We start from the raw sequence: 14,373 nt of genomic DNA, 5'->3' as shown, positions 1-14,373 counted from the left end.
CCGAAAATAGGGTTTTTCCTAGAACTATCCGTGGAAGAATTCCGGCATCTGCATAAACTTTGCTTTTTGACTGGAGCTTTCTGCATAAACCACCTTCAATAACTGACTGCGTAAAAGTTAAGACAAGTGAAGGCAAGTAGAACAAGAACCTTAATCCGAACAAAAATAGGATGGTTTTACAGGACAATAGTTCCCTCAAACGTCACTGGGAACCCAAATGCTGACCAAAATTCATCATGCAGCCATTATTTGCTCGGATTACGCACAGTCCAAAGACTTTTACTGTCGAGTTCTCAAGTTCCCCATAATCAAAGAGACTTACCGCGCCGAAAGAGACTCCTACAAGCTGGACTTAAAAGTAGGAGAACACAACCAGATTGAACTCTTCTCCTTCCCGTCTCCTCCGAAGCGTCTTACAAGACCCGAAGCCTGTGGATTAAGGCACCTGGCTTTCGAAGTGGAAAGTGTAGATAAGTACCGAACGCATTTGGAAGAACATGGAATCAAATGCGAACCAATTCGTATCGATGAAATCACCAACAAGAAATTCTTCTTCTTTTTTGATCCTGACGGACTGCCTTTGGAAGTTTACGAGCAATGACAAAACAAAGGGCGCATGCAATGCGCCCATACAATCCGAGTGGTTTAATCCGTATCTCGTCTAAGAACAGCGAGACGCACACGGCCGCCTTCTCCGCGCATCGGTTGTTCGTCCATACCTGCTCCCCAAACGAGGCAGAGATCGTAGCCGTTGGTAACAGCAACAACCGTGCCAGGTTTAGCGGTCCACGTAGAATACGGATGCATACTAAGTTTGTCGACAATACTTTCATTCAAGCTTGGATCAAAAATAATTCGCGCACGTTTCGCTTCGGGTCGTCCGTAGCCATCTAAAAAATCCGTGTGCGCTTCAACTTTCGGAGCTTCTTGCCCTGAATATGGATTCTTAGGCAAAACCGCACTCAACTCCAAAGCCATGCCGTCAATATCGTCACCGGTATCTGGAAAGTGTCCCTGACTTTGGGCAAACTCTCTGAGTGTTTCAGCTACTGTTTCAATATCGTTTACTAACTGCTCATCCGCCTGGACAGTTGCAGCAAGAATGTCTTTGTACAAAACCGCATAATTCTGACTTGCATGTTTCGCAATTGCGGCACCGCTGAAAAACAACAGCGCTGACGCACTAACAGTAATTTTGATTTGGTAATTCTTGAGGCAAAACATCGCCTCAATTATAGAAGTTAATTGAGACGCAGACCATTGCTGACTGTGCAGCAGGTGTCTTCTAATTCAGCGAGCCATGGCTCCGGCACTTCAACTGACGGCTTGCCCTCTAGAAGCGCAAGTTCTTTCAAATCCCACAGGTACTCAAAAAGACCTGGCGTAATCATCGTCTCCGGACGGCGCTGCATGGTTCTGTAGATGCCGTTTAGGCGCTCTTTTAAGGTGTTGGTCGATACGGATGCCAACTTTAGATTTTCCTGGTTGCCAAATTTAGCGCTGCCCATTAGCGGCCTCCTTGGGGGACGTAAGGTTTTTATTCCCCATTTGGATTGCCAACCAACCTTGACAACATTAACGTTTCCAATTTGATACGTGATGTCAAGATTGGAATTTATTTAGCAAAAAACACGCGTCATTGTGACGCGTGTAACAAGAATGCAAAAAATCAGAGTTTTAGGCGCGGCGCTTACGAGCTGCTTCGGCCTTGCGCTTGCGCTTTACGCTCGGCTTTTCATAGCGTTCGCGGCGCTTAATTTCAGACAAGATGCCAGCTTTCTGGATCTTCTTCTTGAAACGCTTCAGCGCTGTTTCTATGCTTTCGCCTTCTGCGACTCTAACCTCGGACAAGGGAACCTCCCCCTAAGAAAACTTAGACAGTACAAATCTTCTCGAAAAACTCGAAGTCAAAGGATCTTAGCATCTATGGCGCTTCTTTTGTAGATCTGAGGAATGTATTCACTTTTTGGAAGCGGGCGCATGCAATGCGCCCCTACGACGGACGCGAGGTTTGCATTGCTGACAAAAGGGCAATTACCCGTGGCTGTGATCGTGGGTGGCGGCGGCTTGGGAGATAAGCTCTTGGCTCAATTGCACTGGTACAGGGGAGAGGTGATCAAATTGCCAGGTGTAATAGCCCAGACCGTGGCTGAGAGTTCGCAATTCAATTATGTAATCCCACAGCTCACCTTGCGGTACATGCGCGGAGACTTCGTCCCAACCGGCGCGTGTCCCGCTTGGTCCGTATCCCAAAATGTGTCCGCGGCGACCAGTAATTTGGCTGAGCACACCTGATGTATGAGCTGAAGGCACAACGACCTTCACCTCGGCAATCGGCTCAAGAATAATCGGATGAGACTTTTGCAAACCTTCGCGCATGGCAACAATTGCAGCCATCTTGAAGGACATTTCATCGCTGTCCACATCATGGAATGAACCATCAAATAGATTCACCGAAATATCTACTACAGGGAAATTAGCGAGCGGTCCGCGCTGAAGCGCCTCCATGACTCCCTTTTCCACGCCGGGAATGTACTGCCTCGGTATTGCACCACCAACGATGGACTCGCTGAATTTGACACCACTGCTTCTTTCCTGTGGCTCCAAACGCAGATAGACTTCACCAAATTGACCACGTCCGCCGCTTTGCTTTTTGTGACGCCCATGCGCTTCTACTTTGCTTTGGATGGTTTCTTTGTAAGCAATCAAAGGACGTTTTGACTCAAGTTCTAAATGATACTTACGCTCGAGTCGTTGCCTGGTCAGCGTTAGATGCACTTCTCCCTGACCATAAATGCAGTACTCATTAGTGTCAGGATCACGATCAACTTTGATAGTCGGATCTTCCTCAATAATTTTTGCCAGCAATGTAGAAAGCTTTGCTTCATCGCCATGTGTTTTTGGAGTTATCGCCAGCGAATACAAAGGCGGTGGTGCCGGTGGCGCAAACATCACCGTTGAATCTTTGCCGGCAACGATAGTATCACCCGTGTGCGCACTCTCCAATCGGGCAATCGCCACTATAGAACCAGCAGGAGCCGAAGGCATTGTCTCTTGCTTTTTCCCAAGCAACCAATACAAGCCACCAATGCGTTCTTCCTTGGCTCCCGATCGAGAAGAGTCAACGAGATGCGCATCACCTGAAATTGTCCCTGAAATAACTCGTGTCAGCGACAGCTTACCGAATTGTGGATGAATGTAAGTCTTTATGACTTGTGCAATTACAGGACCATTCTCCGACACTGCTATCACTTTGCCATTTTTGTCTTTGTATTGGCGCTCAGCAGGCGAAGGACAAACATCAACAAGCGTATCAAGCAGCGCAAATACACCGGCATCCGTGTGCGCTGACCCAACAAGAATAGGCACGCACTTACCTTCACGCACAGCTTTTTTCAAATCTTTTTGCAATAGATCAACAGGAGGCTCTTTGCCATCCATGACCAATTCCAAAACAGCATCATCCGTATCCGCTAAATTCTCAATGAGTTTCTCATGGGCATTTTCTACTTCCGTTATTAGCGCATCAGGAGCCGGCATTTTTTCTGCTTTGCCCTGAGCGCCAAATTTATAGGCTTCCATTTTCAACACATCTTCGTAGCCTGTAATGCCGGATGCATCAGAAATGGGATACTCCAAAGCCGTCATCGGATGCAATGTCTTAACACCTGTCATTGCATTCAAAGCATCTAACGTCTCGTGAAAATCAATGTCCGGCTTATCCATCTTATTTACAAAGACAAGACAAGCGAGCCCCAATTCTTCGGCAAAATGCAAAAGCGAATCCATTTGAATTAGCTTTTGCGGATCAGGTTCGACCACAAAGACAGCGGTATCACAGCCAAGCAAAGCAAGTTTGGCTTCCTCGACAAAATCAACGAAGCCCGGACAATCGAGCACATTGAATGTGATGTCCTTATAAGTAAATCGCGCAAATGATGTCGAAGTGGAAATTTGTCTGGCAATTGCTTCCGGCTCATGATCCATCGTCATGGTGCCATCAGCGATTTTCCCTCGTCGTGTAATTGCACCTGTGGAGTGAAGAATTGCCTCTATCAAACTTGTTTTGCCGGCATGATTCGGTCCGACAAAAGCAACGTTGCGTGTATGCGTAAGAGAATTTGTCATCGGATACTCCCTTCGGCATTTTGGTTACAACTTGACTGTTGGCAAGCCTATTCGGAATCGTCGCTTGACTCTTCCTCGGTTTCCACTGGCGCAGGCTGTCCGGGTTGTGGGTGTTCTTCTTTGAATACCGGCTGATTGAATACTTTTACAAAATGCTTGCGCAGTCTATGGAATCCCGGAAAGCTATAACCTCTATCCCGATCAAATACGATAAGCGGTTTGACCGCTCTGGTTTTACCGTTTTTATCAACAACATGGTCTTGACCAAGGGTCAGTAAACGATTGACGGACTTGGTACCTTCCCAGCCCAATAGGTCAGCGCCACTGGCCAAACAGCCCAGACCAAGAAATAGGAACAAAGGTCCAAGCAGAATGTGAACCCACCATTGGTGGGTAGTCTTAACCGGCGAGCGTGGGGACGACGGCAAATGCAAAAATAACGGCGAGACAAGAGAAATTGGCAAAAAACCATGCCAATAGCGGGTGCGCCCCCAAAAGGTGGCTAGAACCGACTTGTAGATAAAAGATCCGCCCAAAGCCAACAGCAACCATGGCAAAACCGTCAATACGACGGGATTCATTTGAGAAATAAAACCTGCGGTCTCTGGGGGCATTAGTTAAAACCTTGTCAAAAGATGTAATTACTTTACCCCTTCAGTCTACACCCAAGCGGGCAATTATAATTAGAGTCCGGGGCAGGGGATAACTGTCCTTTTTGCAGGAGATTTTTTGTAGGAAATGGCTAAAGGATTAAAACGTAGTTGCGGCTCTGGCGAGCTTTCCAGCACTAATATCGGACAGAAAGTAACCGTGGCAGGCTGGGTGGATGCCAGGCGCGACTTGGGCGGGCTCATCTTTATTGAATTGCGGGATACAACCGGCAAAATTCAATTGGTAGCCGACCCCAACAAAAATAAAGCCGTCCACGACATCTTTTCAAACCTGCGTAGCGAATACGTAATAATTGCCCAGGGCACGGTTACCAAGCGCCCGGACGAAAGTCAGAACAAAGAAGCGGCAACCGGTCAGTTGGAAATTTATCCTGATGAAGTTGAACTTCTCAACACTTCCAAACCATTGCCATTCCAACTACATGAATCTGACAATGTTGATGAAGCATTGCGCTTAAAGTATCGCTTCTTGGATTTGCGCTCGCAGACAATGAACCGCAATCTCAAATTGCGTCACAACATCACACAAGCAATGCGCAGATATCTCGACAAAGAAAATTTCATTGAAGTCGAAACGCCAATGCTCACCAAAGCAACTCCTGAAGGTGCAAGAGACTTCTTGGTGCCAAGCCGTCTTAATCCCGGACAATGGTATGCATTACCGCAGTCTCCACAACTATTCAAACAAACATTGATGGTTAGCGGTCTTGATCGCTACTATCAAGTAGCTCGCTGCTTCCGTGACGAAGACTTGCGCGCTGATCGTCAACCTGAATTCACGCAAATAGACTTGGAAATGTCTTTTGTCGATGAAGAAGACGTGATGAATATTGCCGAAGGCATTATTGAAGAGTCTTTCAAACAAGTAAACATCGCTGTAAAACGTCCGTTCCCGCGTTTGTCTTACGCAGAAGCAATGGGCTCATACGGCTCTGACAAACCGGACTTGCGCTTTGATTTAAAAATCAGAGATCTGACACCACTGGCTCAAACTTGCAAATTCAAAGTATTTGCCTCAGTAGCTGAAGCCGGCGGCAAAGTAAAAGCGCTCACCTTGAAAAACGCGCATGAGACAACTTCGCGCAAACACCTGGACACATGGGTGGAATACGCCAAAGCCCAAGGTTCCAAAGGACTTGCCTGGATTTCTTTCCCGGCAAGCGGCGAGAAAGAAGGCATTCGCTCATCAGGACTTGTCCAACATTTCTCCGATGAAGAACTCGAAACCATGAAGTCACTTGCAGGAGCTACCGCAGGCGACGTCATCTTAATCGTGGCAGACAAAGAAAATGTTGTTGCCACCGTGCTCGGCAGACTGCGCTTAAAACTTGGCGAAGAGCTTGGTCTTATCGATGAATCAAAACACGAACTTCTTTGGGTAGTCGACTTCCCGATGTTTGAATTCGACGAACAAGAAGGACGCATGATGGCAGTGCACCATCCATTTACCGCACCAAAGGCGGAAGACATCGAATACATAGAAACAAGCCCCGAAAAATGTCGTGCTCGCGCTTACGACGCTGTCTACAACGGAGTAGAAATTGGCGGCGGCTCTATTCGTATTCACAGCCAAGAAGTCCAACAAAAAGCGTTCGCTGCAATAGGCATCGATCGTAATACCGCATATGACAAATTCGGTTTCCTATTAGAAGCACTGGAATTCGGTGCGCCACCACACGGAGGCATAGCACTCGGACTTGACCGTATCGTCATGCTTCTAGCAAAACAAAAGTCTATTCGTGATGTCATTGCGTTTCCAAAAACTCAATCCGGCACTTGCTTAATGACTGCCGCACCATCGGAAGCTTCAGCAGAACAACTGAAAGAGCTTCATTTGTTAGGGCAAAACAAACCTGCTACGATGGGTTCCAAAACCTAGCATGAGTAAGACGTTGCGTTCATCAGCTTTCATCATATCTGCTCTCTGCCTAAGCGCCGCACTAGCCGGCTGCACGGTAAAGAGCGCTACTGACTGTTTGATAAGCGGCAACAACTATTTCAAAATGTCGGATTACAAACACGCAGAGACCGAATACAGACAGGCTCTCAAATTAGACCCGACAAGCTCTGTTGCCGCCAACAACCTCGGTGTCATCCTAAACGAACAAGGACAATACGACGAAGCTATTAGCATTTTGCGCAAAGCAATTGAACTTGATCCCAAAAACACAATTGCTCATTACGTATTGGCTCAATCATTGACCAACAAAGGGCAATTCGACGAAGCAATAAAAGAAGCAAGCACCGCAATTGAACTTTCTCAAACAGAGCCACAGGCTCACAAAGCGCTTGCAGACGCCGCGCTGGGCAAAGGCGACATTCAAGTGGCAGTCGATCACTACCGCTATGTGCTGCAATTGAACGAAGACGATGATGTTGTCCACCACAAACTCGGACTAGCCTTAGGACAAGGCGGACAGCTTGATGGACAAATTGCCGAAGAGAAAAAGGCTCTCGAGATAAACCCAGATAATGCCGAAGCTCGAATTGGTCTGGCAATAGCGCTGAACGACAAAGGCGACAAGTCTCAAGCCGAAGCCGAGTTAAACAAAATCCTGGCGAAAGACCCTAAAAACGAAGAGGCAAAGAAATATCTATCTTTGTTTCAAGGCATCAAAAAAGCGAAATAAATTAGCTGCTTAAGGGCAAGTAATAGGCTAGGCAGACCCTTTTTCAGGGCAGGACAATGGTTTCGCCAGTACGCTTTCCAGCCTCAAAATCAATACTTCTAGTCTGGATTCTCAACATATTCCTACTAGGAGTGGGCAACGTCTATGCCAGTGGTTTATCAGCCTTACGCTGGCTTGTAATTGGCGTGCTTATTCGTATTTTTATGTCCGAGCATTTCGGCGTGCTGTTGGGAGCTTATGTTGTGCTGTCGATCATCGCCACCACAGAAATCGCTGCCGAATCCGCACTATCGCGACCACCAAAGAAAAAACCGAAAGACATTCAACCAAGTTATACTCGCTCCAGACCGAAAGCAATAAATGCTCCTCCCGAGTCTCTTCGGTCCACGTTAAAAGTGTCACACGAAACGCCACCGGAAAACGTCAATGAATTTACAGATGAATTTGTGCGCAGCCACCTACAACAAAACGTTTGCGCCCAGCCAATTGTAAGTCCCACTGACCCTGATGCCGTAAACAACCTAGGCTACGGAGACATCAAAGCAGGGCAATTTATGTACGACACTATTGCTACGCATTCTGATCCCTACGCAACTGAAGTGCGGGCAATAGAACGCATGCCTATGCCAGAGCCGTTAAATTACGATTTCGGCGAATACAAATTTGATAGTCTCAATTACAAAGATATTGGAACTCAAGTCAATAGCAAAAACGCTGCCTTTGCGTGTCCACACTGCGGCATCAACGGACAGCACGACTTCTCATTCTGCTTGAGTTGCGGACATGCATACGCTATCGGCTAAAGATAAAATCTGCCAATTGCATTGAACTTTTTCCACCTCTTGACCGTCTATAGATAAACACCAGCAAGGTATCCCTTGAAAAGGAGGGCTTATGTTCGCACGTGTCTATTCTGGAGCCATAGTAGGTGTCGACGGTTATCGTCTTGAAGTAGAAGTTGATTCGGGCGGTGGCATAGGACAAATTTTAATTGTCGGATTGCCTGATACAGCAATCAAAGAATCACAAGAAAGAGTCCGCTCAGCAATTAAAGCTTGCGACTTCCTTCTTCCACCCGGCAAGAAGTGGGTGGTCAATCTCGCACCCGCTGACACACGCAAAGAAGGACCAGCTTACGATTTGCCTATTGCCGCAGGCATACTTGCTGCAACTGGCTATCTGCCAACAGACAAGCTGTCTGATTTCTGGCTCATCGGCGAGCTCAGTCTGGATGGTTCAATTCGCCCCGTCACAGGCGTCTTACCTGTTGCTCTTGCTGCCTTTCACTACGGCGCAAAGAACATAATCGTGCCTGAAGTTAACGCCGAAGAGGCAGGTCTTGTCGAAGGTCTAACTGTCTATCCAGCCAGCCACTTGAAGCAAGTGGTAAATATTTTGTCTGGTTTGGACAACTCATCTCAACTCGTACGAAGCGCTAAACAAATATTCGAACAAAGGCAAACTCAATTGATATTTGACTTAGACTTCTGCGACGTTAAGGGACAAGAAAACGCAAAACGCGCTCTAGAAATAGCCGCCGCCGGTCGCCACAACATCCTAATGGTCGGCCCACCCGGCTCCGGCAAATCAATGCTAGCTCAACGCTTGCCGTCCATCATGCCACCACTCTCGTTCGGTGAATCTTTGGAACTCACGAAGCTGTACAGCGTAGCCGGACTTCTATCCGACAAAAAGTCGCTCATCAATCAACGTCCATTCCGCACACCACACCACAGCGCATCCGCATTTGGTCTAGTCGGCGGAGGACGCCAACCAAAACCGGGAGAAATTTCACTGAGCCATTTAGGAATTCTCTTCCTCGATGAACTCACCGAATTCCCACGCGCTCATCTGGACACTTTACGTCAACCAATGGAAACAGGCAACGTAACCATCTCGCGCGTCAGCCAGACTCTCACCTATCCCGCATCATTTCTTTTAGTCGCCGCCTGCAATCCATGCCCATGCGGCTTCCGCGGAGACAAAGTCAAACACTGCACGTGTACACCCAATCAAGCCGATAGATATTGGGCTCGCTTATCCGGCCCATTCCTCGACCGCATGGACCTACACGTCGAAGCTGCCCGCCTAAGCGAAGAAGAGCTCGCCTCAACCAAAATCTCCGAATCCTCCGAAATAATTTCTCTCCGCGTCAAACGCGCAGTTGAAGCCCAAAAATCCCGCTTCCCCACACCCGACTTCATCTACAACGGACAGCTATCCCATAAACAAGTACGAAAATTCTGCAGCATCGACGAATCAGCAAGCAGACTACTCGCACTAGCCGTCAACAAGCTCGGACTATCAGCACGTGCTTACGATCGCATTTTGCGCGTTGCTCGGACCATTGCTGATCTCGAAGCTTCGGAAAATGTCGACAGCAAGCACGTTGCCGAGGCTATTCGTTATCGATCACCCAAGTGACCAAATTATTCAGTCAGCAAATTACGAACTTGGGCTTTGTATTCTTCGCAAGCCTTCTTGCCTTGAATCATAAACGCCCATTTCTTACCGTTAGCTTCCGCGACAAGCTTAGCCAGTGACGAAAGTTTGGCACCGGAAGTCTTTTCGATTTCCTGTTTGATTTTCTCTTTCAAAACTTCCTTCCAGGCTTCATCAGCCAAGCACAGAAGCTTTTCGTGCATATTGCACTCGCCCTCATTGCCATGAGAAGCACCAGTTGAGCAATGTTGCTGGCTGGCAGGCTCACTGCAATGACCCTTTTCTTCGCAGCATTCGTTAGACATGTGTGTATTCCTTTTCTATGGTTGTTTAATCTGAATTACGCATTAGGACCGACTTGTCCTAACTAAATTGAATCATACCGGTCTGTCCTAATCAAGAACAAAAAGATAAAGATTGACCTTGTCAGTAGCTATTTTTCGCTGATAAGGCTAAAAAGGGTGCTCGTATTCATTTCAATAACACCAGGGTCTTTTTGAACCTTAGACATCAACATCGTGCCATTCATCAAAGACATAATCATTTGTGCAGCTTGCTGCGGCTTTATCTTCTTCGTGAACTCGCCCTTCTTCACGCCTTCTTCGTAGCACTTAGCGATACGATCTGCATATTCTTTATAGTGACGAGTAATTCTCTCTCTAAACGCCGGATGAAAGTCTGACGTCTCCGCGGACAAATTGACAAAGGCACAACCGCCCGAGCACTGCGACTCACTCATTTTTTGCTTGAAGAAATCAATTAACTTATGCAGCCTCTTTTTCGGCGAGACCTTCGCATCAAGCAATATCGGATCAACAAACATCTCAAAGAAGTAGTCCGACATGTGATCAAGCGCTGCCAGACAAAGCTCTTCTTTGGATTTGAAATGGTAATAAAAATTGCTTTTAGTAACACCCGCTTCTTCAAGAATGCTATGGATGCCCATAGACTCAAAGCCACGCGAAGACATAAGCTGCATCGTCGCGCTTATGAGCTTTTCTCGAGATGAGCTTTCTTTGACCGGAATCATATAACCACTTTAGAACCGTATGGTTCTAATTCTAAATGCCGCAGCGCGTTTGGGCAAGAGCTTGCAGGTGCCTCAATAAGCTAATTGCCAGTTAATTGAGTCCAAGTCTTCTTCTGTCCAGATTTTTCTTGTAGCGTATTCTGACATTTTTCAGCCTTTTCAAATGTCACTAGATCGATAAAGGAATTGAATTTATGCGCTAAAGCTGTCTCATGCGCATCAACAGAACTCAATTAATCAAAATGCGATGAGATGCAGGTGCGGTCCCCATGCCCATACATGTGCAATGAATGCGGTGACGGACAGGAGTGCAAACGCTATCGAGAGCACAATATTCCGCCTCCAAACGGCTGCCCACACAAAAAGACAAAACGATAAGCTTGAAACAGCGGCCAGCAGGGCAGGAAACTTCGGAAATCCTAGTAGTGTAAGGATTAACGCTACTGCAGCGAGACTCATGGAGCCAAGCGCTAATTTCACTAGTATTAGTCTCACCGCTTGAATCCGCAATACTCCCACCACTCCATTAGTTAAAATCGGCAATTTACTCTTAATTGGTGTATCGTCTGCTCGAAAGTTCCGCCTCCAATATTATTGCCGAAGCTTACCCTGTTGCCAAAATGAATAAGCCTGTCTATAGAACTCTTCAGCCTCGTCCGCGTCCTGAAAGGATCTCAGTGGAACACATATTACTACTGGCGGATGCTTTAACACTTGAATCCAAATGTAATGCTTCCTCAACTCAATGTTGGATATAGCCGCCCATTCGTAGACTGCAGTAACACCGGCCGACTTAGCCTCATTCAAAAGGTTCTCCGGTGAAATAGTGATTACGACATTCGATAGGCGCTCGCGGTTATCCCTATAGTAGATCCATGATTGACTTGGAACACCAACAAAGACTATGAACACAATAAACGCTGGCAACCAACATACAATGAACCAACAAAAAGCATCTAGTAGATTTCCAGAAAAATATGCTTGTGACAGACATGATTCAATCAAACAGATCGCATATAAAATCCAAAGCCCCCGCCTGCGCATAATGTCTCGCAAGAAAAGTTGCTCTCCGCACACAACCATATCTTTTGCTGTCAAATTTAGGGTAACCGACATTTTCTGCATTTTTTCACCGTAACTGCTAACGTACTTCAAAGTTCAGTTGGCCCATTTACAATTCAATACCAAGATTCTCCATTGCTCGTAAAGCAATTCCTTTTTCATTTCCTTTGATTGCTTGAAAAACAAACTCGGCATCCACTTCTTTGTCCGCCGACTTGGCTAGAGATATTGCGTCTTCCAGAATAGTGATCATTAGTGGATGCAAAGCAAGTTCGCAACCACTACCCGTGCCAGCCATTCGTAGGAGTTCCTTCCGTACGGGGTCTACTAACTGACTCCTACATTGCTCTGGTGGCATTCTCACTGTGCTTAAAAAACAGGCCAATAAAAGGTGCCCTGAATCTATGTAAAAGTGTCCATACTTTCGAGCCTCACTTTCAGCAATAGTTAGAAGAATAGTACCCTTACTGCCCAAACGTTTCGAGAGCGAAGAAAGCAACTCTGAGTCTGGGTTTCTCTCCTCTCTGGCTACATTATCTGGATCGCTAAATGCAACTTTGACTTGTTCTGAGATGGTTGCACGATCTAGTCCCAGCTTTTCAACCACCTTGCAAATGTTGACGCAATCAAGCGAACCAATCAATAGATGTCCTGTAGTTAGCAGGCGATGGTCTAATAGCACTTGTGTATGCCGAGCACGCTCGAGGGCATGCCAAAAATTCCTATCATATTCTCTGTCTCTATCCGTTGATTTTGTTTCTTGAGGAAACAGTTCCGCACAACAAGAACGAGTTTCATTTTTTGTTAGACCAAGAGAACTAAGTACAGAACAGGCAATTCCGTTAGCTTCACTAGTGACAGCAAGAAACAGTTCAATATCTCTGATCTTCGGTTGCGCTGTTAGCTGAGCTTCCTCATTGGACTGTATCAATGAACGAATGGATGATTGAGAAAATTCTTCCAGCATGGGCCCTTATCTCTCCATTCTTCAGTATTCGATCCATTGGGCAGACCAATCAACTATTTCATCGTCACAATCATATCGGATTAGCTATCGTTGAACTTCATGGCACATTTTTCTCTTTGTGGTACTCAAAATTATTATCAATATATCCAACAACTTGCCCTTGGCTTACGCGAGCTTCAGACAACTTGTCGCCAAAATCTTCATTGTTCCTACTATCGTATTTTGATCCAGACTTCAAATCGAGCAATTCATCAATTTGCTCTGGACCAACTTTATGCTGAAACCTAATAAACGGTCCCGCCTTGGTAGAACCAGGATACCAGCTCACCAAAACCGAGGTATCTCCTCCTGTCTGCATTTGAAGGCTATCTTTTATTTGTGATTGATTCGGTCGTCGGACCAGGACTTCATACTCATATTCTGCCAAGAACACATGGCGAGGACGTATAGATATTTGAAGATCATACTGGCTATCTGGAAGTTGCACTGCAAAACGTCTCCATTCATTAGTTGAGTGGGTATACGGCTGTCCACATCCTCCCAGCACGAGAACCAGAGAAAACACCAGTACAGATGATAAAAACACTTTAGACATCAAAATCTTTCACAAGTAAAGCTACCACCCCGCTATGTTCCAACTTATATTCATGTCCCCTTGATTCGCTCCAGTAACTGCAGTCGTTCACTTAAATCCAATGCCGGTGGATACCCCGCCAATCTGATCCTTTATTGGTTCAATAATTTCCTTATGAAAACTTTCAAGAGCCTTATTCCAGCTATCAATATCAGCACCAACAAGATCCTTAGGGGCATGAATCCAAAAGCCTTGTGGATCGCAATCAATATTTAGCCAAACAGAATCCCAAATAATTTTCACACGCTCTTCTGAGTAGACATCAATCGCAGTGTGTCCTGCAATACTCCGAACTCGATCGACCGCACGAGATAACAAAGTACGAACCGAGTCTTGCTGACCTTGTCCCCATATTTCTTTAAAGTCCGCCTTATTCATCTTTCACCGCGTGTTTTACATTTCTGTTATCTCTTGAACCAAACGCTCAATCCAAGTCCGACCCTCCCGATCTCCTGTACGAATTCACCAGTCAGGTATAAGCTGTCATTCGTTGGATGACCATCGGTCTGCCATTCAATCTCTATATAACCATCGTAACCCAGTTCTTTTAGTTTGATTAATGGCTCACTGTTTTTAAGAAGTAGCAAACGCCAAGCTTCATAGGAGCCGGATGAAGCCTCATCATCACTAATAGCCAGTCCGTCGTATTTCCATGACCCAAATTTCTCGCCTTCCTTCATTACTTTTGTTGGAGTGATCCCCAACGTTTGTGTAATGTAGTCCGGATCTATCAAATCGCCGACAAAAATGAGTCGTACTTGCGCATTAACCATCTGCTTATTCTCCAGTACTATCTATTTTCAATGTTA

Annotated in this window: 16 protein-coding genes; 5 read left to right on the top strand and 11 right to left on the bottom strand. The window is 46.1% G+C overall.

Annotation, left to right across the window (positions count from 1 at the left end; genetic code table 11):
* Positions 1 to 217: 217 nt before the first annotated feature.
* Positions 218 to 601: a VOC family protein gene (locus K2Y22_07510; protein MBX9878291.1), complete on the top strand. Its 384-nt coding sequence runs from the start codon at positions 218 to 220 to the stop codon at positions 599 to 601.
* A gap of 44 nt (positions 602 to 645) precedes the next feature.
* On the opposite strand, the gene K2Y22_07505 is transcribed toward K2Y22_07510, so the two are convergent.
* The 5 genes from K2Y22_07505 to K2Y22_07485 form a co-directional block, all read right to left on the bottom strand.
* Positions 646 to 1,224 (bottom strand): hypothetical protein, encoded by a 579-nt coding sequence (locus tag K2Y22_07505; protein MBX9878290.1) that lies wholly within the window; start codon positions 1,222 to 1,224, stop codon positions 646 to 648.
* Between the two features lie 17 nt (positions 1,225 to 1,241).
* Entirely contained in the window at positions 1,242 to 1,508 is a 267-nt protein-coding gene (locus tag K2Y22_07500; protein MBX9878289.1) for a hypothetical protein, read from the bottom strand.
* A gap of 169 nt (positions 1,509 to 1,677) precedes the next feature.
* The gene (rpsU, locus tag K2Y22_07495; GenBank protein MBX9878288.1) at positions 1,678 to 1,851 is read right to left on the bottom strand and encodes a 30S ribosomal protein S21; all 174 of its coding nucleotides are present in this window, start codon (positions 1,849 to 1,851) and stop codon (positions 1,678 to 1,680) included.
* A gap of 183 nt (positions 1,852 to 2,034) precedes the next feature.
* Positions 2,035 to 4,128: an elongation factor G gene (locus K2Y22_07490; GenBank protein ID MBX9878287.1), complete on the bottom strand. Its 2,094-nt coding sequence runs from the start codon at positions 4,126 to 4,128 to the stop codon at positions 2,035 to 2,037.
* Positions 4,129 to 4,175: 47 nt separating this feature from the next.
* Positions 4,176 to 4,709, bottom strand: a complete 534-nt coding sequence (locus K2Y22_07485) for a hypothetical protein (GenBank protein ID MBX9878286.1) — start codon at positions 4,707 to 4,709, stop codon at positions 4,176 to 4,178.
* Between the two features lie 157 nt (positions 4,710 to 4,866).
* On the opposite strand from K2Y22_07485, the gene aspS reads away from it, so the two are divergent.
* The 4 genes from aspS (at position 4,867) to K2Y22_07465 (ending at position 9,853) form a co-directional block, all read left to right on the top strand.
* Positions 4,867 to 6,678: an aspartate--tRNA ligase gene (aspS, locus tag K2Y22_07480; protein ID MBX9878285.1), complete on the top strand. Its 1,812-nt coding sequence runs from the start codon at positions 4,867 to 4,869 to the stop codon at positions 6,676 to 6,678.
* A gap of 1 nt (position 6,679) precedes the next feature.
* Positions 6,680 to 7,429, top strand: a complete 750-nt coding sequence (locus K2Y22_07475; protein ID MBX9878284.1) for a tetratricopeptide repeat protein — start codon at positions 6,680 to 6,682, stop codon at positions 7,427 to 7,429.
* A 56-nt stretch (positions 7,430 to 7,485) separates the two neighbouring features.
* Positions 7,486 to 8,232, top strand: a complete 747-nt coding sequence (locus K2Y22_07470) for a hypothetical protein (GenBank protein ID MBX9878283.1) — start codon at positions 7,486 to 7,488, stop codon at positions 8,230 to 8,232.
* Positions 8,233 to 8,323: 91 nt separating this feature from the next.
* Positions 8,324 to 9,853 (top strand): YifB family Mg chelatase-like AAA ATPase, encoded by a 1,530-nt coding sequence (locus K2Y22_07465; GenBank protein MBX9878282.1) that lies wholly within the window; start codon positions 8,324 to 8,326, stop codon positions 9,851 to 9,853.
* 5 nt (positions 9,854 to 9,858) lie between these two features.
* On the opposite strand, the gene K2Y22_07460 is transcribed toward K2Y22_07465, so the two are convergent.
* The 6 genes from K2Y22_07460 to K2Y22_07435 all read right to left on the bottom strand — a co-directional run bounded on the left by K2Y22_07460 (position 9,859) and on the right by K2Y22_07435 (position 14,337).
* Positions 9,859 to 10,176, bottom strand: coding sequence for a hypothetical protein (locus tag K2Y22_07460; protein MBX9878281.1), 318 nt, complete (start codon positions 10,174 to 10,176; stop codon positions 9,859 to 9,861).
* A 128-nt stretch (positions 10,177 to 10,304) separates the two neighbouring features.
* On the bottom strand, positions 10,305 to 10,901 hold the full coding sequence (locus K2Y22_07455) for a TetR/AcrR family transcriptional regulator (protein ID MBX9878280.1): 597 nt from the start codon (positions 10,899 to 10,901) through the stop codon (positions 10,305 to 10,307).
* Positions 10,902 to 12,072: 1,171 nt separating this feature from the next.
* A complete protein-coding gene (locus K2Y22_07450) occupies positions 12,073 to 12,930 on the bottom strand; it encodes a hypothetical protein (GenBank protein MBX9878279.1) in 858 nt (285 codons plus the stop codon).
* A 97-nt stretch (positions 12,931 to 13,027) separates the two neighbouring features.
* Entirely contained in the window at positions 13,028 to 13,525 is a 498-nt protein-coding gene (locus K2Y22_07445) for a hypothetical protein (protein ID MBX9878278.1), read from the bottom strand.
* Between the two features lie 87 nt (positions 13,526 to 13,612).
* A complete protein-coding gene (locus K2Y22_07440) occupies positions 13,613 to 13,942 on the bottom strand; it encodes a hypothetical protein (protein ID MBX9878277.1) in 330 nt (109 codons plus the stop codon).
* 26 nt (positions 13,943 to 13,968) lie between these two features.
* On the bottom strand, positions 13,969 to 14,337 hold the full coding sequence (locus tag K2Y22_07435) for a DUF4279 domain-containing protein (protein MBX9878276.1): 369 nt from the start codon (positions 14,335 to 14,337) through the stop codon (positions 13,969 to 13,971).
* Positions 14,338 to 14,373 lie beyond the last annotated feature (36 nt).

The organism is Candidatus Obscuribacterales bacterium, from assembly GCA_019744775.1.
GTDB lineage: Bacteria > Cyanobacteriota > Vampirovibrionia > Obscuribacterales > Obscuribacteraceae > SBAT01.
Note: the sequence above shows the minus strand (reverse complement) of the source record. Positions and strands in the feature narration are given on the sequence as shown.